1 protein-coding gene is annotated in these 22,921 nt (G+C 76.0%); it reads left to right on the forward strand.

Going from position 1 to position 22,921, the window contains the following annotated elements:
* Positions 1-345: 345 nt before the first annotated feature.
* Complete coding sequence (locus AC0OO9_RS27190) at positions 346-22,914, forward strand: type I polyketide synthase (RefSeq protein WP_484518062.1); 22,569 nt, start codon at positions 346-348, stop codon at positions 22,912-22,914.
* Positions 22,915-22,921 lie beyond the last annotated feature (7 nt).

Consider the following 22,921-nt stretch of genomic DNA (forward strand, 5'->3'; position numbering starts at 1 on the left):
TCACCGCTTTGTCCGGGACCCGCCGCGACGGCCCTCACGGGCCGGTCGATCAGGGGTTCTCTAGGGGTTGGGCGCGTGATGGGCGCTCAGTACCGTCCAGTCACGGTGGCGGGCATGTGTCGGCGGGACGGCCCGGCGTGGCGGGCGCCTGAGCAGGCACGACAACCGGAATCAGGAGCGGGTGTCGGGATCGTTGGCCGGACGGCCATGTCTCCACCCACCTGTGCACGAAGCCGGTCCGTCGGCGGTGGTGTGGTCAACGAATCGGCAGATTCCGATCGATAGCAAGCTCTGGGCGGGTGGGTCATGGCGGACGAAGACAAGCTCCTCGAACACCTGAAGTGGGTGACCTCCGAGCTCCGCCTGGCGCGCCGGCGCCTGACCGAGCTGGAGAACGAGGACGCCGAGCCGATCGCGATCGTCGGGATGGCCTGCCGGTTCCCCGGCGGGGTCGCCTCGCCCGAGGACCTCTGGGAGCTGGTCGCGGGCGGTGTGGACGCCACCGGCACGTTCCCCGACGACCGGGGCTGGGACCTCGACGGGCTCTACGACCCCGACCCGGACCACCCCGGCACCACCTACAGCAACCGGGGCGGCTTCCTGCGCGACGCCGGCCTGTTCGATCCGACCCTGTTCGGCATCTCGCCACGCGAGGCGCTGGCCATGGACCCGCAGCAGCGGCTCCTGCTCGAGGTGACCTGGGAGGTCTTCGAGCGGGCCGGCATCGACGCCGCGTCGGTGCGGGGCAGCCGTACCGGGGTGTTCGTCGGCACCGCCGGGCAGGACTACACGTCCGTGCTGCGGCAGCTGCCCGAGGGCACTGAGGGCTACGTCCTCACCGGCACGGCCGCCAGCGTCATGTCCGGCCGGCTGGCGTACTCCTTCGGGCTGGAGGGCCCGGCCGTCACCATCGACACCGCCTGCTCCTCGTCGCTGGTCGCCCTGCACCTCGCCGGTCAGGCCCTGCGCGACGGCGAGTGCTCCCTCGCCGTGGCCGGCGGCGTCACCGTGCTCGCCACGCCCGGCGCCTTCGTCGAGTTCTCCCGCCAGCGGGGGCTCGCCTCCGACGGCCGGTGCAAGGCCTTCTCCGCCGACGCCGACGGGACCGGCTGGTCCGAGGGCGTCGCCATGCTGCTCGTCGAGAAGCTCTCCGACGCCCGGCGCAACGGTCACCCCGTCCTGGCGGTGATCCGGGGCAGCGCCGTGAACCAGGACGGCGCCAGCAGCGGCCTGACCGCCCCCAACGGCCCCTCGCAGCAGCGGGTCATCCGGCAGGCGCTGGAGAACGCCCGGCTCAGCCCGTCCGACGTGGACGTGGTCGAGGCGCACGGCACCGGCACCCGGCTGGGCGACCCGATCGAGGCGCAGGCGCTGCTCGCCACGTACGGGCAGGGACGCTCCGCCGACCGGCCGCTGTGGCTGGGGTCGCTGAAGTCGAACATCGGTCACCCGCAGGCCGCGGCCGGCGCCGGCGGCGTCATCAAGATGGTGATGGCGATGCGGCACGGCGTGCTGCCGCCCACCCTGCACGTGGACCGGCCGTCCCCGCACGTCGACTGGTCGACGGGGGCCGTGTCCCTGCTGGACGGGGCGCGCCCCTGGGCGGGCGGCGACCACGTCCGCCGGGCAGCCGTGTCGTCCTTCGGCATGAGCGGCACGAACGCCCACCTGATCCTGGAACAGGCCCCGGCCCCCGACCCGGCTGCCGACGAGGCCACGCCGTCGCGCCGTCCCGTCGTCGCGCCGGTGCTGCTCTCCGCCGCGCAGCCCGCCGCGCTGTCCGCCCAGGCCGACCGGCTGGCCCGTTGGCTGGGCGACGACGAGGAGCCGCGCCCGCTCGACGTGGCCTGGTCGTCGGTGGTGTCCCGCTCGACGCTCGACCGGCGTGCGGTGGTGCTCGCCGAGGACCGCGCGGGCCTGCTGGCGGGCCTGGAGTCCCTTGCGGCGGGAGCGCCGTCGGGCACGGTGGTCACGGGCCAGGCCGGGGACCGGGGTCCGCTGGCGGTGCTCTTCTCCGGCCAGGGCGCGCAGCGCGCCGGCATGGGCCGGGAGCTGTACGCGGAGTTCCCCGTCTTCGCCGCCGCGTTGGACGAGGCGTGCGGGCACCTGGACCGGGTGCTGCCGCGCCCGCTGAAGGAGGTGCTGTTCGCGCCCGAGGGTTCCGCCGAGGCGGAGCTGCTGGACCAGACGGCGTTCACCCAGGCCGGGCTGTTCGCGGTCGAGGTGGCGCTGTTCCGCCTGGTGGAGTCGTTCGGCGTGGTGCCGGACTTCGTGGGCGGACACTCGATCGGCGAGATCGCCGCGGCGCACGTGGCCGGGGTGCTGTCCCTCCAGGACGCCTGCCTGCTGGTGGCGGCGCGGGGCCGGTTGATGCAGGCGCTGCCCGACGGCGGCGGCATGCTCGCCGTGGCCGCCGACGAGGCGGCGGTGGTCGAGTCGATCGCCGGGCTGACCGACCGGGTCGGCGTCGCGGCGGTGAACGGCCCGACCTCGGTCGTGGTCTCCGGCGCCGTCGACGCCCTCGACGAGGTGGAGCGGGCCTGGCGGGACCGGGGTGTGCGTACCCGCCGGTTGACCGTCAGCCACGCATTCCACAGCCCGCTGATGGAGCCGGTGCTGGAGCGCTTCCGCGGCATCGTCGAGCGGCTGGACTTCGCCGCCCCCGCGCTGCCGATCGTGTCGAACCTGACGGGGGCGCTCGCCGACGCCGACGAGATCCGCACCGCCGACTACTGGGTGCGGCACGTGCGTGAGGCGGTGCGCTACGCCGACGGGATCGCGGCCCTGCGGGACGCGGGGGTCGACACGTTCCTGGAGGTCGGCCCGCAGAGCGTGCTGACCGCGATGACGGCGGACATCCTGCCCGACGACGACGTGCTGACCGTCGCCGCCCAGCGCCGGGACCGGCCGCAGGCGCAGGCACTGCTGGCGGCGCTGGCCGAGCTGCACGTGCACGGCGTTCCGGTCGCCTGGCAGGAGTGGTTCGCCGACACCGGGGCGCGGCGGGTGGAGCTGCCCACGTACGCCTTCCAGCGGGAGCGGTTCTGGCCCGAGGTGGTGCCGTGGCGCGTCGGCGACGTGTCGGGTGCCGGCCTGGGCGTGGCGGGGCACCCGCTGCTCGGCGCCGCGGTGCGCCTCGCCGGTGACGACGAGGTCGTGCTGACCGGCCGGCTGTCGGCGTCGACGCACCCGTGGCTGGCCGACCACGTGGTCGGCGGTGCCGTGGTGGTGCCGGGCACCGCCCTGGTCGAGCTGGCGGTGCGCGCCGGCGACGAGGTGGGCGCGTCGCGCGTACGGGAGCTGACCGTGGCGGCGCCGCTGGTGCTGCCGGAGTCCGGCGCGGTACGCGTGCAGGTGCGCGTCGGCGCGGCCGACGACTCCGCAGTCCGGTCGGTCTCCGTGTACTCCCAGCCCGAGGACGACGACGACACCGAGTGGACGCGGCACGCCGACGGTGCGCTCGAACCGGTGTCGGCCGACGAGCCGGGCGTCGGCGCGTGGCCGCCGGCGGGTGCGACCGAGGTGGACCTGACCGGGTGGTATCCGGCGCTGGCGGAGCACGGCCTGTCGTACGGGCCGGTGTTCCAGGGCGTGCGGCGGGCCTGGACGGCCGACGGTGCGGCGTACGCCGAGGTGGCGTTGCCGGACGGCGCGGCCGGCGACGCCGGCGCGTTCGGGGTGCACCCGGCGCTGCTGGACGCCGCCCTGCACCCGGTGGCGCTGCTGCTGGCGGCGGAGCCGGCGGGCGGGCCCCGCGTGCCGTTCGCGTTCGAGGGCGTGCAGGTGCACGCCTCGGGCGCCAGGACGCTGCGGGTGCGGCTGACCCGGGACGGCTCCGGGGTGCGGCTGGTCGCCTGCGACGGCTCGGGCGCGCCGGTGGTGTCGGTGGACTCCCTGGTGCTGCGGGAGATGACCGCGACGGCGACCCGGAGCGGCGCGGCCCGGTCGCTGTACGAGGTGACCTGGCAGGCCGAGCAGATCGACGGTGTCGACGACCTTCCGGGGTGGGCGGCGCTGGGCCGGCCGGCATCGGACGCGCTGCCGCAGGTGCCGGTCTTCGCGGACGTGGCGGCCCTGGCGGCGGGCGGGGCCACGGCCCGGCAGGTGCTGCTGGCAGTGCCCGCCGGCGAACCCGGCGTCCCCGTGCCGGAGGCCGTGCGGACCGTCACCGGCGGTGTGCTGGACGTGCTGCGGTCCTGGCTCGCCGCCGAGCCGCTGGCCGACACGAGGCTCGTGGTGGTGACCCGGGGCGCGGTGGCCGCCGGGGACGACGACCAGGTCACCGACCTGGCCGCCGCCGCCGTCTGGGGCCTGCTGCGCTCGGCGCAGTCGGAGCACCCGGGGCGGATCGTCCTCGCCGACGTCGAGGGCGAGTTGACCCCCGCGACCCTCGCCGTGCTGGCCGGGGCCGCCGTCGACCCGTCGGTCTCCGGCGGCCAGCTCGCGGTGCGCGGCGAGCGCACCCTCGTGCCGAGGCTGGCGCGGCCGGTGGGCGACGAGCTGACCCCGCCGTCCGGGCCGTGGCACCTCGCCCCCGTCACTCCCGGCACCCTGGACGGGATCGGGCCGGTTCCGGCCACGCCTGGGACGCTGGACGCCGGGCAGGTGCGCGTCGCGGTGCGCGCGGCCGGCGTGAACTTCCGGGACGTGCTGATCGGCCTGGGCATGTATCCGGATCCGGCGGCCGTGATGGGCAGCGAGGGTGCGGGCGTCGTGGTCGAGGTCGGCCCCGGCGTGACCGACCTGGCGCCCGGCGACCGGGTGATGGGCATGTTCGAACTCGGGTTCAGCCCGCAGGCGGTCGCCCACCGCCAGCGCATCGCCAAGATGCCCGCCGGCTGGTCCTTCACCCAGGCGGCGTCCGTCCCCCTGGTCTTCCTGACGGCCTACTACGCGCTGCGTGACCTGGCCGGGCTGCGGGCGGGCGAGTCGGTGCTGATCCACAACGGCGCCGGTGGCGTCGGGATGGCCGCCATCCAGCTCGCCCAGCACCTCGGCGCCACCGTCCACGCGACGGCCAGCCCCGGCAAGTGGGGCGTGCTGCGGGGCCTGGGGGTGGCGGGAGAGCGGATCGCGTCGTCGCGGACCACGGAGTTCGAGCAGGTCTTCGGCGCGGCCACGGGTGGTGCCGGGGTGGACGTGGTGCTCGACGCGTTGGCCGGTGAGTTCGTCGACGCGTCGTTGCGGCTGCTGCCGCGCGGTGGCCGGTTCGTGGAGATGGGCAAGGCCGACGTGCGCGACCCGGAGACGGTCGCCGCCGACCACCCGGGCGTGACGTACCGCGCGTTCGACCTGAACGAGGCGGGCAGCACCCGCATCGGCGAGATGCTGACCGAGATCCTCGACCTCTTCGCGCGGGGCGCGCTGCGTCCGCTGCCCGTACGGGCGTGGGACGTGCGTCAGGCCCGGCAGGCGCTGCGGCACGTCAGCCAGGCCCGCCACGTCGGCAAGGTGGTGCTGCGCATCCCCGCGCCCGCCGACCCCGACGGCACCGTGCTGCTCACCGGTGCGGCCGGGACCCTGGCCGGCGTACTCGCGCGGCACCTCGTCGCCACCGGCCAGGCCCGCCGCCTGCTGCTGGCCTCCCGCCGCGCACCCGGCCGGGACGACGCGTACGCCACCCTGGTCCGGGAACTGACCGACGCGGGCGCCGACGTCACCGCCGTGGCCGTCGACGTCAGCGACCCCGCGCAGGTCACCGAGCTGGTCGCCGGGATCGACCCGGCGCACCCGTTGACCGCGGTGGTGCACACCGCAGGCGTGATCGCCGACGCGACCATCGGTTCGTTGGACGAGTCCGCCCTGCGTAGGGTGCTGGCGCCGAAGGTGGACGCCGGGTGGGCGCTGCACGAGGCGACGGGGCACCTGGACCTGTCGGCGTTCGTGCTGTTCTCCTCCGTGGCGGCCACCCTCGGTTCCCCGGGGCAGGGCAACTACGCGGCGGCGAACGCGTTCCTCGACGCCCTCGCGCAGCACCGCCGGCAGCAGGGGCTGCCCGCCACCAGCCTCGCCTGGGGCATGTGGGCCACCGACAGCACGATGACCGCGCACCTCGACGGCGACGACCAGCAGCGGCTGCGGCGGGTCGGGATGAGCCGGCTCTCCCCGGCCGAGGGCGCCGAACTCTTCGACGCCGCCCTGCCGGCGGTGCAACCGGTCGTCGTCGCGGCCCGCCTCCACGTCACCGGCGAGGCGAGCGGCGTACCGCCGCTGATGCGGCACCTGCTGCGCGGCGGCGGCGGCCGACGCCGCACCGCCACCGACCGGCCGAGCGCCGGGGCGTCGTGGCGGGAGCGGCTCGACGGCCTGTCCGAGGCGGACGCCCGCCAGGCGCTCGTCGACCTCGTCTGCGGCCAGGCCGCGACGGTGCTGGGGCACGCCTCGGCGCAGGCGGTCCCCGCCGCCCGCGCCTTCAAGGACCTGGGCTTCGACTCGCTGACCTCGGTGGAGCTGCGCAACCGGCTGGGCGCCGCCACCGGGCTGCGGCTGACCGCCACGCTGGCCTTCGACCACCCCACCCCGGCCCGGCTCGCCGACCACCTGTACGCGCAGCTCGGCCGGGCCACCGGCGCCGGCACCACCGTCCGCACGGTCGTCACCGCCGACGCCGACGAGCCGATCGCCATCATCGGCATGGCCTGCCGCTACCCGGGCGGCGTCGCCACCCCCGAGCAGCTGTGGCAGCTCGTCACCTCCGGGTCCGACGCCATCGGCGGCTTCCCCACCGACCGCGGCTGGGACCTCGACCGGCTGTACGGCACCGACGGCGACCAGGCCGGCGGCACCGTCACCGACCAGGGCGGCTTCCTCTACGACGCGGCCGACTTCGACGCCGGCTTCTTCAACATCAGCCCCCGCGAGGCCCTCGCCATGGACCCGCAGCAGCGGCTGCTGCTGGAGACCGCCTGGGAGAGCTTCGAGTACGCCCGCATCGACCCCGCCACGCTCGGTGGCACCGCCACCGGCGTCTTCATCGGCGCCGCCTCCTCCGGCTACGCCACCAGCGGACGCGACGACCTGGACGGCCTCGAGGGACACCTGCTCACCGGGACGGCGGGCAGCGTCGCCTCCGGGCGGGTCGCCTACATGTTCGGCCTCGAAGGCCCGGCGGTCACCGTCGACACCGCCTGCTCCTCGTCGCTGGTGGCGCTGCACCTCGCCGCCCAGGCGCTGCGTGGCGGCGAGTGCGACATGGCCCTGGCCGGCGGGGTGGCGCTGATGGCGCAGCCCGGCATGTTCTCCGAGTTCTCCCGGCAGGGCGGGCTGGCCCCGGACGGGCGGTGCAAGGCGTTCGCCGCCGGCGCCGACGGCACCGGCTGGTCCGAGGGCGTGGGCATGCTGCTCGTGGAGCGCCTCTCCGACGCCCGGCGCAACGGGCACCGGGTGCTCGCCGTACTGCGCGGCTCCGCGGTCAACCAGGACGGCGCGTCCAACGGGCTGACCGCCCCGAACGGCCCGTCGCAGCAGCGGGTGATCCGGCAGGCCCTGGCGAACGCGCGGCTGAACCCGGCCGACGTGGACGCCGTCGAGGCGCACGGCACCGGCACCGTCCTCGGCGACCCCATCGAGGCGCAGGCGGTGCTGGCCACCTACGGGCAGGACCGCGCCGACGCCGAGCCGCTCTGGCTCGGCTCGATCAAGTCGAACATCGGCCACTCCCAGGCCGCGGCCGGGGTGGCCGGCGTGATCAAGATGGTGCAGGCGATGCGGCACGGCATGCTGCCGCCCACCCTGCACGTGGACGAGCCGTCGCCCCACGTCGACTGGAGCGCCGGGGCGGTCGCCCTGCTCACCGAGGCCCGGCCGTGGCCGGCGGTGCAGCGCCCGCGCCGGGCCGCCGTGTCGTCGTTCGGCATCAGCGGCACCAACGCGCACACCATCATCGAGCAGGCGCCCGACGAGCCGGCCCCGGCGACGACCCCGCCGGCGGGGGACCTTCCCGGCCTGGTCGGCCCCGCCGCCGTACCCCTGCTGGTCTCCGGCCGCAGCCCCCGCGCGCTCGGGGCGCAGGCCGCCCGGATCGGCGAACGGCTGGCCGGCGACGCCGAGCTGGACCTGCGGCACCTCGGGTTCTCCCTGGCCGCCCAGCGGGCCCACCACCCGTACCGGGCGGTCGTCGTGGCCGCCGACCGGGACGACGCGGCCGCCCGACTGGCCGCCCTCGCCTCCGCCGACGGCACGCCGGCCGGCGCGGACACGACGTCGAAGGTCGTCTTCGTCTTCCCCGGCCAGGGCTCCCAGTGGAAGGGAATGGCCCTCGACCTGCTGGAGACCTCGCCGGTCTTCCGGCAGCGGATGGGGGAGTGCGCCGAGGAGCTGTCCCGACTGGTGGACTGGTCCCTCACCGACGTGCTCCGGGAGGCGCCCGGCGCCCCGCCCCTGGACCGGGTGGACGTGGTCCAGCCCGTGCTCTTCTCCGTCATGGTGTCCCTCGCCCAGCTCTGGCGCTCGTGCGGCGTCGTGCCGGCCGCCGTCGTCGGGCACTCGCAGGGTGAGATCGCCGCGGCCTGCGCGGCCGGCGCGCTGACCCTCGCCGACGCGGTACGGCTCGTCGTGGCGCGCAGCCGTGGCCTGCTGGCCATCTCGGGCCGGGGCGGCATGGTCTCCGTCCCGCTGCCGGCCGCCGACACCGAGCAGCTCATCGCGCAGTGGCGGGGCACCCTCTCCGTGGCCGCCCTCAACGGCGCCGCCGCGACCGTGGTCTCCGGTGACGCGGCGTCGGTCGCCGAACTGCTCGCGCACTGCGCCGAGCGGGACATCCGGGCCCGCGCGATCGCCGTCGACTACGCCTCACACTGCGACCACGTCGACGCCGTACGCGACGACCTGGTGGCCGCGCTCGGCACGGTCGACTCCCGCTCGACCGGGGTGGCCTTCCACTCGACGGTCACCGGCGAGCCCATCGACACCGCCGAGCTCGACGCGGGCTACTGGTACCGCAACCTGCGGGAACCGGTCCGGCTCGCGCCGGTGCTGGACCAGCTGATCGACCAGGGCTTCCGGGTCTTCGTCGAGGTCAGCCCGCACCCGGTGCTGAAGGTGGTGGTGCAGGACGCGCTGGACAACGGCACCGGCGCCGTCGACGCGGGCGTCGTGGTCGGTTCGCTGCGCCGCGACGAGAACGGGCCGCACCAGCTGCTGACCGGCCTCGGTGACCTGCACGTCGCCGGGGTGCCCGTCGACTGGGCGGCGGTGTTCGCGGGCTCCGGCGCCACCGGCGTCGACCTGCCGACGTACGCCTTCCAGCGGGAGCGGTTCTGGCCGGCGGTGGACCACTCCGCGGGCGGCGACGTGTCGGGCGCGGGCCTGGGGGCGGCGGGACATCCGCTGCTCGGCGCGGCGGTGCGCCTCGCCGGTGACGACGAGGTCGTGCTGACCGGCCGGCTGTCGGTGTCGACGCACCCGTGGCTGGCCGACCACGTGGTCGGCGGTACGGTGCTGGCGCCGGGCACCGCGCTGGTGGAGCTGGTGGTGCGCGCCGGCGACGAGATGGGCTCGTCGCGGGTACGCGAACTGACGGTGGCGGCGCCGCTGGTGCTGCCCGCCTCCGGTGCCGTCCGCGTGCAGGTGCGCGTCGGCGCGGCCGACAGCTCCGGCGTCCGGTCGGTGGCGGTCCACTCGCAGCCCGACGGCGACCCGGACGCCGACTGGACGCGGCACGCCGACGGTGTGCTGGAGCCCGCCGCCGACGAGCCGGAGCTGGGCGCCTGGCCGCCCGCCGGGGTGCCCGAGGTGGATCTCGCCGGCTGGTATCCGGCGCTGGCGGAGCGGGGCCTGACCTACGGCCCGTCGTTCCAGGGGCTGCGCCGGCTGTGGGCCGCCGGCGACCACGCGTACGCCGAGGTGGCGTTGCCGGACGAGGCGACGGCCGACACCGACCGGTTCGCCGTGCACCCTGCGCTGCTGGACGCCGCGCTGCACCCCGTGGGGCTGCTGCTGGCGGACCGCTCCGGCGGACCGCGGGTGCCCTTCGCCTTCGAGGGTGTGCAGGTGCACGCCTCCGGGGCCCGGGTGCTGCGGGTGCGGTTGACCCGGACGGGTTCGCGGGTGCGGCTGGTGGCCGGCGACGAGTCGGGCGCGCCCGTGGTGTCGGTGGACGCGCTCGCGTTGCGGGAGATGACCGCGTCCGCCGGCCAGGACCCCGCCGAGCGGGCGCTGTTCGAGGTGACGTGGCAGCCCGAGCGGGTCACGCCGGCGCGCGACGTCACCGGCTGGATGCTGCTCGGCGACACCGAGGTGCCGGCGGAGCTGTCCACGCCGGCGTTCCCGACCGTCGACGACCTGGTCACGGCGATCTCCGGCGGCGTGGTCGAGGCGCCCCGCGCGCTGCTGCTCCCGGTCCGGGCGGACACGCCGGACGCCGGGCTGCCCGACCTGGTGGGCACGGTCACTGCCCAGGTGCTGGACGTGCTGCGGTCCTGGCTGGACGCCGAGGCTCTGGCCGACACGAAGCTGGTGGTCCTGACCCGCGGCGCGGTGCTCGCCGCACCGGCCGACGCCCTGCGGGACCTGGCCGGCGCGACGGTCTGGGGCCTGCTGCGTTCGGCGCAGTCGGAGCACCCGGGCCGGATCGTCCTCGCCGACGTCGACGGCGCGCTCACCCCGGCGACCCTCGCGGTGCTGGCCGCGGTGGCCGAGGACCCGTCGGCCACCGGCGGCCAGGTGGCCGTACGCGGCGACGAGGTGCGCACCCCGCGCCTGGGCCGGCCCACCGGCCCGGCCGCCGAGGAACTCGTCGCGCCGGCCGGGCTGTGGCAGGTCGGCGCGGTGAGCCCCGGCACCCTCGACGGGATCGGCATGGTGCCCGCCACGCCCGTCGCCCTGGACGCGGGCCAGGTGCGCGTCGCCGTGCGCGCGGCTGGCGTGAACTTCCGGGACGTGCTGATCGGCCTGGGGATGTATCCGGATCCGGCGGCCGTGATGGGCAGTGAGGGTGCGGGTGTCGTGGTCGAGGTCGGCCCCGGCGTGACCGACCTGGCGCCCGGCGACCGGGTGCTCGGCATGTTCGAGCCGGCCTTCGCCCCCGAGGTGGTCGCCGCCCGCGACCTCGTCGCGAAGATCCCCGCCGGCTGGTCCTTCACGCAGGCCGCGTCGGTGCCTGTGGTGTTCCTGACCGCGTACTACGCGCTGCGTGACCTGGCCGGGCTGCGGTCCGGCGAGTCGGTGCTGATCCACAACGGCGCCGGTGGCGTGGGCATGGCGGCCATCCAGCTCGCCCGGCACTGGGGCGCGACGGTGTACGCCACCGCCAGCCCCGGCAAGTGGGACGTGCTGCGGGGTCTCGGTGTGGCCGGGGAGCGGATCGCGTCGTCGCGGACCACGGAGTTCGAGCAGGTCTTCGGCGCGGCCACGGGTGGTGCCGGGGTGGACGTGGTGCTCGACGCCCTGGCCGGTGAGTTCGTCGACGCGTCGTTGCGGCTGCTGCCGCGCGGCGGTCGGTTCGTGGAGATGGGCAAGGCCGACGTGCGCGACCCGGAGACGGTCGCCGCCGACCACCCCGGCGTCCGCTACCGCGCGTTCGACCTCAACGAGGCCGGACACCCGCGGATCGGCGCGATGCTGACCGAGATCCTCGACCTGTTCCAGCGGGGCGCGCTGCGGCCGCTGCCCGTACGGGCGTGGGACGTGCGCCAGGCCCGGCAGGCGCTGCGGCACATCAGCCAGGCCCGCCACATCGGCAAGGTCGTCCTGCGGGTGCCCGCGCCCGCCGACCCCGACGGCACCGTGCTGCTCACCGGCGCGGGCGGCGCCCTCGCCCGGGTGTTCGCCCGGCACCTCGTCGCCACCGGTCAGGCGCGGCACCTGCTGCTGGCATCCCGCCGTGGCCCCGAGCAGTACCAGGACCTCGTCGAGGAGCTCACCCGGGCCGGTGCCCGGGTCACCGCCGGCACCGCCGACGTGACCGACCCCCGGCAGGTGACCCGGCTGCTGGAACTGGTGGACCCGGCGCACCCGCTGACGGCGGTGGTGCACACCGCAGGCGTGATCGCCGACGCGACCATCGGTTCGTTGGACGAGTCCGCCCTGCGTACGGTGCTGGCGCCGAAGGTGGACGCCGGCTGGGCGTTGCACGAGGCGACGGCGCACCTGGACCTGTCGGCGTTCGTGCTGTTCTCCTCCGTGGCGGCCACCCTCGGTTCCCCGGGGCAGGGCAACTACGCGGCGGCGAACGCGTTCCTCGACGCCCTCGCGCAGCACCGCCGGCAGCAGGGGCTCCCCGCCACCAGCCTCGCCTGGGGACTGTGGGCCACCAGCAGCGCGATGACCGCGCACCTGCACGGCAACGACCACCGCAAGGCGATCCGCGCCACCAGCGCCCCGCTGACCGACCAGCAGGGCGTCGCGCTCTTCGAGGCGGCACGGCAGCGCGGCAGCGCCCACCTCGTACTCATGAACCTGCCGCCGGCGAGCGCGCGCCCGACCGGCGGCACCGTGCCCAGCCTGCTGCGTGACCTGGTCCGCGCCTCCGCTCCGGCCCGCCGCGCGGTGGGTCGGGGCACGGCCGACACCGCGTCGGTACGGGACCGCCTGGCGATGCTCAGCCCGGCCGAGCGGCGCAACCACCTGCTCGACCTGGTGGCCACGAACGTCGCCAGCGTGCTCGGGCACCGCTCCGCGGAGAACGTCGACCCCCACCGCGCCTTCAAGGAGCTGGGCTTCGACTCGCTCACCTCCGTCGAGCTGCGCAACCGGCTCTCCGCCGCGACCGGGCTGCGGCTGCCCGCGACCGTGGCGTTCGACCACCCGGCCCCCGCGGTGCTCGCCGACTTCCTCGACCGGGAACTGGGCGGCGGTTCGGACGCCGCCCGCCCGGCCGCGGTCGGTACGGCCGCCGCGCTCGACGAGCCGATCGCCATCATCGGCATGGCCTGCCGCTTCCCCGGCGAGGTGCAGACCCCCGAGCAGCTCTGGCAGGTGGTCACCGCCGGCGCCGACGTCATCTCACCGTTCCCCACCGACCGGGGCTGGGACCTGGACGACCTGAGGGCCAGCGGTGGGGACGACACGTCCGTGCCCCGCCAGGGCGGCTTCCTGCACGACGCCGCCCAGTTCGACGCCGCCTTCTTCGGGATCTCGCCCCGGGAGGCGTTGGCCATGGACCCGCAGCAGCGGTTGCTGCTGGAGACGTCCTGGGAGGCCTTCGAACGGGCGGGGATCGACCCGCACTCGGCGCGGGGCAGCAGCACCGGCGTCTACGTCGGACTGATCTACCACGACTACGCCTCCCAGGCCGCCGGAACGACCGACGAGGTGGACGGCTACGTCGGCAACGGCAGCGCGGGAAGCGTCGCCTCGGGACGCATCTCGTACCTGTTCGGCCTCGAAGGTCCCGCGGTCACCGTCGACACCGCCTGCTCGTCGTCGCTTGTCGCGCTGCACCTGGCCACCCAGGCGCTGCGGCAGGACGAGTGCCGGCTCGCGCTCGCCGGCGGGGTGAGCGTGATGTCCACCCCCGGCATGCTGACCGAGTTCTCCCGGCAGCGCGGCCTGTCGCCCGACGGCCGGTGCAAGGCCTTCGGCGCGGGCGCCGACGGCACCGGCTTCGCCGAGGGCGTCGGCATGCTCCTGCTGGAGCGCCTCTCCGACGCGCAGCGCAACGGCCACCGCGTCCTCGCCGTCGTGCGGGGCAGCGCGGTGAACCAGGACGGGGCCAGCAGCGGCCTGACCGCGCCGAACGGTCCCGCGCAGCAGCGGGTCATCCGGCAGGCGCTGGCGAACGCCCGGCTGACCCCGGGCGACGTCGACGCCGTCGAGGCGCACGGCACGGGCACCGCGCTGGGCGACCCGATCGAGGCGCAGGCCCTCCTGGCCACGTACGGGCAGGACCGGCCGCAGGACCGGCCGCTGTGGCTCGGTTCGATCAAGTCGAACATCGGTCACGCCCAGGCGGCGGCGGGCGTCGCCGGGGTGATCAAGATGGTGTTGGCGATGCGGCACGGGGTGCTGCCGCCGACCCTGCACGCGGACGAGCCGTCGCCGCACATCGACTGGACCGCCGGCTCGGTGGCCCTGCTCACCGACACCCGGTCGTGGCCCGCCGTCGACCGACCGCGCCGGGCCGCCGTGTCGTCGTTCGGCATCAGCGGCACCAACGCGCACACGATCATCGAACAGGCGCCGGAGTCCGTCCCGCCGCCCGCCGGGCCGCCCGCGACGTCCCCCGTCGACCTCGTCGCGTGCGTCCTCTCGGCCCGCGACGACGCCGCCCTGCGCGAGCAGGCACGCCGGCTGCGGGGCCTGCTGGACGACGAGCCGGACCTGCCGCTCGCCGACGTCGCCCACGCGCTCGCCACCCGCCGCACGGCCTTCGAGCACCGCGTGGTGCTGCTGGCCAGGGACCGCGACGACCTGCTCACCGCCCTCGACGCGGTGGCCGACGAGCAGCCCTCGGCCGCCGTCGTCCACGGCGTGGCCCGCGGCGGACGCACCGCGATCCTCTTCTCCGGCCAGGGCGCCCAGCGCCCCGGCATGGGGCGCGAGCTGTACGACGCCCACCCGGCCTTCGCCGCCGCCCTCGACGAGGTGTGCGGGCACCTGGACCAGCACCTGCCCCGTCCGCTGCGCGAGGTGCTGTTCGCCGAGGCGGGCACGCCGGAGGCGGAGCTGCTGGACCAGACCGTCTTCACCCAGGCCGGGCTGTTCGCCGTCGAGGTGGCCCTGTTCCGGCTGGTCGAGTCGTTCGGCGTCCGGGCGGACCTGGTGGCCGGGCACTCGATCGGCGAGGTGGCCGCCGCCCACGTCGCCGGGCTGTTCAGCCTCGCCGACGCCTGCGCGCTGGTCGGGGCCCGTGGCCGGCTCATGCAGGCCCTGCCGCAGGGCGGCGGGATGCTCGCGGTCGGCACCGACGAGCAGGCCGTCGTGGAGTCGTTGGCCGGGCTCACCGACCGGCTCGGCGTCGCGGCGGTGAACGCCCCGACCGCCGTGGTGGTCTCCGGCGAGGTCGGGGCCCTCGACGAGGTGGAGCGGACCTGGCAGGACCGGGGCGTACGCACCCGCCGGCTGAACGTCAGCCACGCCTTCCACAGCCCGCTGATGGAGCCGATGCTGCGCGAGTTCCGGCAGGTGCTCGACACCCTGACGTTCGGCTGGCCGACCCTGCCGATCGTGTCGAACCTGACGGGCGAGATCGCCGACCCCGACGAGATCGGCACCCCCGACTACTGGGTCCGGCACGTGCGCGAGACCGTCCGGTTCTCCGACGGGGTCGCCAGCCTGCGTACGCGCAACGTCCGGGTCTTCCTCGAACTGGGCCCCGACGCGGTGCTCGCCGGCATGGTGCGCGGCTGCCTGCCCGACGACGGCGAAACCCTTCCGGCGGCCGTCGTGGCGAGCCTGCGCCCGGGCCGCCCGGAACCTGTGTCGCTGATGAACGCGCTGGCGGAGCTGCACGTGCACGGCGTGCCGGTCACCTGGACCGACCTCCTGCCGGGCGCCGCGACCCGCCCGGTGGACCTGCCGACGTACCCGTTCCAGCGGCAGCGGTTCTGGCCGGCGGTGGGGCGGCTGCGGGCCGGTGACGTCAGCGGCGCGGGCCTCGGTGTGGCGGGGCACGGCCTGCTCGGCGCGGCGGTCGACCTCGCCGGCGACGACGAGGTGGTGCTGACCGGCCGGCTGTCGCTGGCCACCCACCCCTGGCTGGCCGACCACGTGGTCTCGGGCGTGCCGCTGGTCCCCGGCACGGCGCTTGTGGAACTGGCCGTGCGCGCGGGCGACGAGGCGGGCGTGTCCCGGCTGCGTGACCTGGCGGTGCTGACGCCGCTGGTGCTTCCCGACGCGGGCGCCGTGCGGATCCAGGTCCGGGTGTCGGCGGGCGAGGAGTCGCAGCGTCCCGTCGCCGTCTACTCGCGCCCCGACGACGACCCCGAGGCGGGCTGGCTCCAGCACGCCGAGGGTGTGCTGGAGCCGGCGACGGCGGACGAGCCGAGGACGGGCACCTGGCCGCCGGTCGGCGCGACCGAGGTCGACCTGGCGGGCTGGTACCCGGCGCTCGTCGCGCGCGGCCTGGCGTACGGGCCGGTGTTCCAGGGTCTGCGACGCGCGTGGGTGGGCGACGGCGAGGTGTTCGCCGAGGTGGTCCTGCCGGACGACGCGGTGGCGGGCATCGACCGGTTCGGGGTGCACCCGGCGCTGCTGGACGCGGCCCTGCACCCGGTCGCCCTGCTGCTGGGCGACGAGCCGGGCGGGCCACGGGTTCCGTTCGCGTTCGAGGGCGTGCAGGTGCACGCCTCCGGTGCCAGCGTGCTGCGGGTCCGGTTGTCCCGCAGCGGCGCCGGCGTGCGGCTGGTGGCGTGCGACGAGGTGGGCGCGCCGGTGGTGTCGGTGGACTCCCTCGTCCTGCGCGAGCTGGCCGGCACGGCCACTGCGGGTGTGGCGTCCCGGTCGATGTTCGAGGTGGTCTGGCAGGCGGAGGAGACCGAACCGGTCGACGACGTGTCGGGTTGGGCGGTGCTGGGCGGTCCGGCCCTGCCGGGCGTTCCCGGCGGCCCCTCCGCCGAGACGATCAGGCAGCTGCTGGCCGCGATCGACACCGGCACCACGCCGCCGCGCCGGCTGCTGTTCACGCCGACCGGGCCGGACGCCGGCGACGCCGACGCGGCGCAGCGGGCCCGGGCCATGACGGCGGACGTGCTGGGCCTCGTGCAGGCCTGGCTGGCCGCCGACGTCCTGGCGGACTCGAAGCTGGTGGTGGCCACCCGACGCGCCGTGTCCGTCGGCGACGAGGACCAGGTGACGGATCCGGCCGCCGCGGCGGTGTGGGGTCTGCTGCGCTCGGCGCAGTCGGAGCACCCGGGCCGCATCGTCCTGGCCGACGTGGACCGTGGCGTGAATCCCGGCGTGCTGGGCACCCTGACCCGCTACGCGGCGGACCCGACCGGCGGCCAGGTGGCCGTCCGTGGCGGCGAGGTCTTCGTGCCGCGCCTGATCCGTGCGGTGGTGCCGGCGTCGGCGCAGGCGCCGGCCGTCGGTGACGGCGTGGTGCTGGTGACCGGCGGTACTGGCGCGCTCGGCGCGCTGGTCGCGGAGCACCTGGTGTCGGTGCACGGCGTGCGCTCGCTGGTGCTGGTGTCGCGGCGCGGGCCGGAGGCCGAGGGCGCCGGCGAGCTGACCGGGCGGTTGACCGCGCTGGGCGCCGACGTGCGGATCGTCGCCTGCGACGTGACCGACCGGGACCAGGTGTTCGGCCTGGTGGCGGAGATCGGCGCCGAGGGTCGGCTGGCGGGTGTGGTGCACACGGCCGGTGTCCTGGACGACGGTGTCGTGGAGGGGCTGACGGCGGAGCGGCTGGCCGGGGTGTTGGCGCCGAAGGTGTCGGCCGGGTGGTTCCTGCACGAGGCGACGGCGTCCCTCGCGCCGGACCTGGACGTGTTCGTGGTGTTCTCGTCGGTGGCGGGGGTGCTGGGTTCGCCGGGGCAGTCGGCGTACGCGGCGGCCAACGCGTTCCTGGACGGGCTGGCGGTGTGGCGGCGCAAGTCGGGCCTGCCCGCGGTCAGCCTGGCGTGGGGCATGTGGGACACCGCCGGCATGGCCGCCTCGATCGGTGGCGTCGAGCGGGCCCGCTCGGCGCGCGCGGGCCTGCGGGGTATGAACGCCCGGACCGGTCTGGAGCTGTTCGACGCCGCCCTGGGCGCCGGCCGGCCGGCCCTGGTGCCGGCCGTGATCGACGTGCCCGCGCTGCGCGCGGCGGCCTCCGGCGGGATGGTGCCGCCGATGCTGCGGGTCCTCATCGGCACGGCGAACACCCGCCGCCAGGCGGGCAAGGGCGGTGACGGCTGGGCCGACCGGCTCGCCAGGCTCAGCGAGGAGAACGGCCTCACCGAGGTGGACCAGCTGGTGCGGGGCCTCGTGGCGCAGGTGCTGGGGCACGGCGGCGCCGAGGCGGTGCCGGCGGACCGGGCGTTCCGGGAGCTGGGCTTCGATTCGCTGACCGCCGTCGAGCTGCGCAACCGGGTCAACGGCGCGACCGGCCTGCGGCTGGCCTCGACCCTGGTGTTCGACTACCCGACCCCGCAGGCCCTGACCGCCCACGTGTACGCGGAACTGGTCGGCGAACGGCTCGCCGCCGTCGTCTCCGACGAGCCGGCCGCCGGCGACGCCGACGAGCCGATCGCGATCGTGGGCATGGCCTGCCGCTACCCCGGCGGCGTCCAGTCACCCGAGCAGCTGTGGAAGCTGGTCAGCACCGGCGGGGAGGGCGTCGGCGAGTTCCCGGCCGACCGCGGCTGGGACCTCGACACGCTCTTCCACCCCGATCCGGACCACCCCGGGACGTCGTACACCCGGCACGGCGGTTTCCTGTACGACGCCGGCGCGTTCGACCCCGCGTTCTTCGGCATCTCGCCGCGCGAGGCCCTCGCCATGGACCCGCAGCAGCGGCTGCTGCTGGAGGCGTCGTGGGAGACGTTCGAGTCGGCCGGGCTGGACCCGTCGCGGCTGCGGGGCAGCCGCACGGGTGTCTTCGCCGGCGTGATGTACCACGACTACGCGAACCGGCTCATGGAGCTGGCCGGCGAGGTCGAGGGCTACGTCGGCACCGGCAACTCGGGCAGCGTGCTGTCGGGTCGGGTGGCGTACACGTTCGGCCTGGAGGGCCCGGCGGTCAGCGTCGACACGGCGTGCTCGTCGAGCCTCGTGGCGCTGCACCTGGCGGTGCAGGCGTTGCGCTCGGGTGAGTGTGATCTGGCGTTGGCCGGTGGTGTGACGGTGATGGCGACGCCGGGGACGTTCATCGAGTTCTCGCGGCAGCGTGGTCTGTCGGCCGACGGCCGGTGCAGGTCGTTCGCGGCGTCGGCCGACGGCACGGGCTGGTCCGAGGGCGTCGGCGTGCTGCTGGTGCAGCGCCTCGCCGACGCCCAGCGGGAGGGTCGGCGCATCTACGCGGTCGTGCGGGGCACGGCGGTGAACCAGGACGGCGCGTCGAACGGGCTGACGGCCCCGAACGGCCCGTCGCAGCAGCGGGTGATCCGGCAGGCGCTGGCGAACGCCCGCCTGACCCCGGCCGACGTGGACGCCGTCGAGGCGCACGGCACCGGCACTACCCTCGGCGACCCGATCGAGGCGCAGGCCCTGCTGGCGACGTACGGGCAGGAGCGTCCCGTCGACCGGCCGCTGTTGCTGGGGTCGGTGAAGTCGAACATCGGGCACACGCAGGCCGCCGCCGGTGTGGCCGGTGTGATCAAGATGGTCATGGCGATGCGCCACGGCGTCGTCCCGTCGACGTTGCACGTGGACGAGCCGTCGCCGCACGTGGACTGGACGGCCGGGGCGGTCGCCCTCACCACAGAGGCGACGCCCTGGCCGGCGGTGGACCGGCCGCGTCGGGCGGCGGTGTCGTCGTTCGGCATCTCCGGCACCAACGCGCATGTGATCATCGAGCAGCCGCCGGCCGAGCTGGTCGAGGGCGAGATCGTCGCCGGGAACGTACCGCCGCTGGTGCCGGTGCTGCTGTCGGCCCGCGACGGCGCGTCGCTGGCCGCGCAGGCGGGTCGCTGGGCGAGCTGGCTGGCGGCCGACGGCGGCGTACGTCCGCTGGACGTGGCGTGGTCGAGCGTGGTGTCCCGGTCGGTGCTGGAACATCGTGCGGTGGTGGCCGGGACGGGCCGCGACGAGCTGCTGGCGGGCCTGGCGGCGTTGGCGGCGGGTGAGCCTTCCGGCGGGGTCTTCGCGGGCCCGGGTGGGCCCCGGGGCCAGCTGGCGCTGGTGTTCTCCGGCCAGGGCGCGCAGCTTGCCGGCATGGGCCGGGAGCTGTCCGAGGCGTTCCCGGTGTTCGCGGCCGCCCTGGACGAGGTGTGCGGACACCTCGACCCGTTGCTGCCGGGTGCGCTGCGGGAGGTGCTGTTCGCCGAGGCGGGCACGGAAGAGGCGGAGCTGCTGGACCAGACCGTCTTCACGCAGGCCGGTCTGTTCGCGGTCGAGGTGGCGCTGTTCCGGCTGGTGGAGTCGTTCGGCATCGTGCCCGACATGGTCGCCGGTCACTCGATCGGCGAGGTGACCGCCGCGCATGTCGCGGGCGTGCTGTCCCTGGCCGACGCGTGCGCCCTCGTCGCCGCGCGGGGCCGGTTGATGCAGGCGCTGCCGGCCGGTGGCGGCATGCTGGCCGTGGCCGCCGCCGAGGACGCGGTGGCGGAGTCGATCGCCGGCCTGGCCGACAAGGTCGGTGTCGCGGCGGTGAACGGGCCGACGTCGATCGTCGTGTCCGGCGCGGTGGAGGCCCTCGACGAGATCGAGCGCGACTGGCGGGACCGGGGCGCGCGTACCCGCCGGCTCGCCGTCAGCCACGCGTTCCACAGCCCGCTGATGGAGCCGATGCTCGCCGAGTTCCGGACGGTCCTGGACGGGTTGACGTTCGCCGCGCCGGCGCTGCCGGTGGTGTCGAACGTGACCGGGGCGCTCGCCGACGCCGACGAGGTCCGCACCGCCGACTACTGGGTGCGCCACGTCCGCGAGGCCGTCCGCTACGCCGACGGGGTCACCGCCCTGCGGGCCGCCGGGGTGGACACGTTCCTGGAGATCGGCCCGCAGAGCGTGCTGACCGCGATGGCGGCGGACATCCTGCCGGACGACGACGACGTCCTGTCGGTCGCCACCCAGCGTCGGGACCGGTCGCAGGCCCAGGCGCTGCTCGGCGCGCTGGCGGAACTGCACGTGCACGGCGTGCCGGTGACCTGGCAGGAGTGGTTCACCGACAGCGGGCCGCGGCGGGTCGACCTGCCGACGTACACCTTCCAGCACCAGCGCTACTGGCCGGAGCCGGCGAACCGGCCGCGTACGAGGACGACCGACAGTGTCGACGCCGACTTCTGGGCCGCCGTCGAGCAGGGCGACCTGAGCGCCCTCGCCACGCAGTTCGGCGACGACGGCGCCGCCCTGGACGCCCTCACCCCGGCCCTGCCGGTCCTGTCGACCTGGCACCGGGCGCGTACGCGGCGGGCGGTCGTGGACGCGTGGTCGTACCGGGTCGGGTGGAAGCGGACCGACATCACCGCCGAGCCGGCGCGGCCCGGCGTGTGGCTGCTCGTGACGGCGGAGGACGACCTGACGGACGGCACCCGCGCGGAGGCGGTCACCAAGGCCCTCGCCGAGGTCGGCGCCGACGTGGTCCGGCTGACCGTCGACCCGGTCGGCACCGACCGGGCGGAACTCGCCCGCCGGCTGGCCGACGCGCTGGCCGACGGGCCCGTCACCGGCGTGCTGTCCCTGCTCGGCCTCCGCGACCAGCCGCACCCCGCCCACCCGGCCGTACCGGTCGGGACGGCCGCCACGCTGCTGCTGCTCCAGGCCCTGCACGACGCCGGGGCGACGACCCGGCTGTGGTGCCTGACCCAGGGCGCGGTCAGCACCGGCGACGGGGACGCGGTGCACGGCGTCGCCCAGAGCGGGCTGTGGGGCCTCGGGCTCGTGGCGGGCCTGGAACACCCCCAGCTGTGGGGTGGACTGGTGGACCTGCCCGAGCAGGTCGACGCGACGGCGTGGGACCGGGTGGCGCGGGTGGTGACCGGCGCCGGCGACGAGGACCAGCTGGCCGTACGCCCCTCCGGGGTGTTCGTCCGCCGCCTGGTCCGCGCGGCACCCGCCGCCCCCGACACGGCGGAGCGGTGGCGGCCGTCCGGCACGGTGCTGGTCACCGGCGGCACCGGCGCCCTGGGCGCCCACGTCGCCCGCTGGGCGGCGGCCAACGGCGCCGCGCACGTCGTGCTGACCAGCCGCCGGGGCGAGCGCGCCCCGGGGGCGACGGAGCTGCGCGACGAGCTGACCGCGCAGGGCGTACGGGCGTCGGTCGTGGCCTGCGACGTGGCCGACCGCGACCAGGTGGCGGCACTGCTGGCCCGGCTCGACGAGGACCCCGCGCCGTTGACGGCCGTGGTCCACGCGGCGGGCGCCGGCGAGCCCGGCCTGATCGCCGACACCGACCTGGCCGCGTTCGCCGGCGTGCTCGACGGCAAGGTCGCCGGCGCGGTGCACCTGGACGCGCTGCTCGCCGACCGGCCGTTGGACGCCTTCGTGCTCTTCGCCTCCATCGCCGGGGTGTGGGGCAGCGGCGGGCAGTCCGCGTACGCCGCCGGCAACGCCTTCCTCGACGCGCTCGCGGAGCAGCGTCGCGGGCGGGGCCTGCCGGCGACGTCCGTGGCCTGGGGGCCGTGGGCCGACGGCGGCATGGCCACCGGCGAGGCCCAGCAGCTGCTGGCCCGGCGCGGCCTGACCGCCATGGCGCCGGCCGACGCCGTGCACGCCATGCGGTACGCCGTCGGGCTGCCCCGGGCGGCGCTGACCGTGGTGGACGTCGACTGGGCGGTCTTCGCCCCGGCGTACGCCTCGGCCCGCCCCCGGCCGCTGCTCGACGACATCGCCGAGGCTCGCGAGGCGCTGCACGCCCAGGCCGGGCAGCAGCAGCCGGGCGGGGCCGTCGACGCCCTGCGGGAGCACCTGCTCACGCTGCCCCGGCCCGAGCGGGTCCGGCACCTGGTCGACCTCGTCCGCACCCACGCCTCCGCCGTGCTCGGCCACTCGGGCACGGACCGGGTCAAGCCGCAGCGCGCCTTCAAGGAGCTCGGGTTCGACTCGCTGACGGCGGTCGAGCTGCGCAACCGGCTGACCGGCGCCACCGGCCTGTCGCTGCCGGCGACCCTCGTCTTCGACTACCCGAACCCGGCCGTGCTCGCCGAGAACCTGCTCGACGGCCTGCTGCCCGAGGGGGCACAGGCGGACGGCGGCGACCCGGCGGAGGCGGCCGTCCGGCAGGCGCTCGCGGCGATCCCGCTGACCCGCCTGCGGGAGGCCGGGCTGCTGGACCTGCTGCTCAACCTCGCCGACGCCGACGGTGGCGACGGTGACGAGTCCACCGACGAGGACCTGGACCTCGACGACCTCGACACCGACGCCCTCGTCAGGCTGGCGCTTGACGGAACCGATTCCTGACCGTTGT

Source organism: Micromonospora sp. USAFONa4 (genome assembly GCF_057197825.1).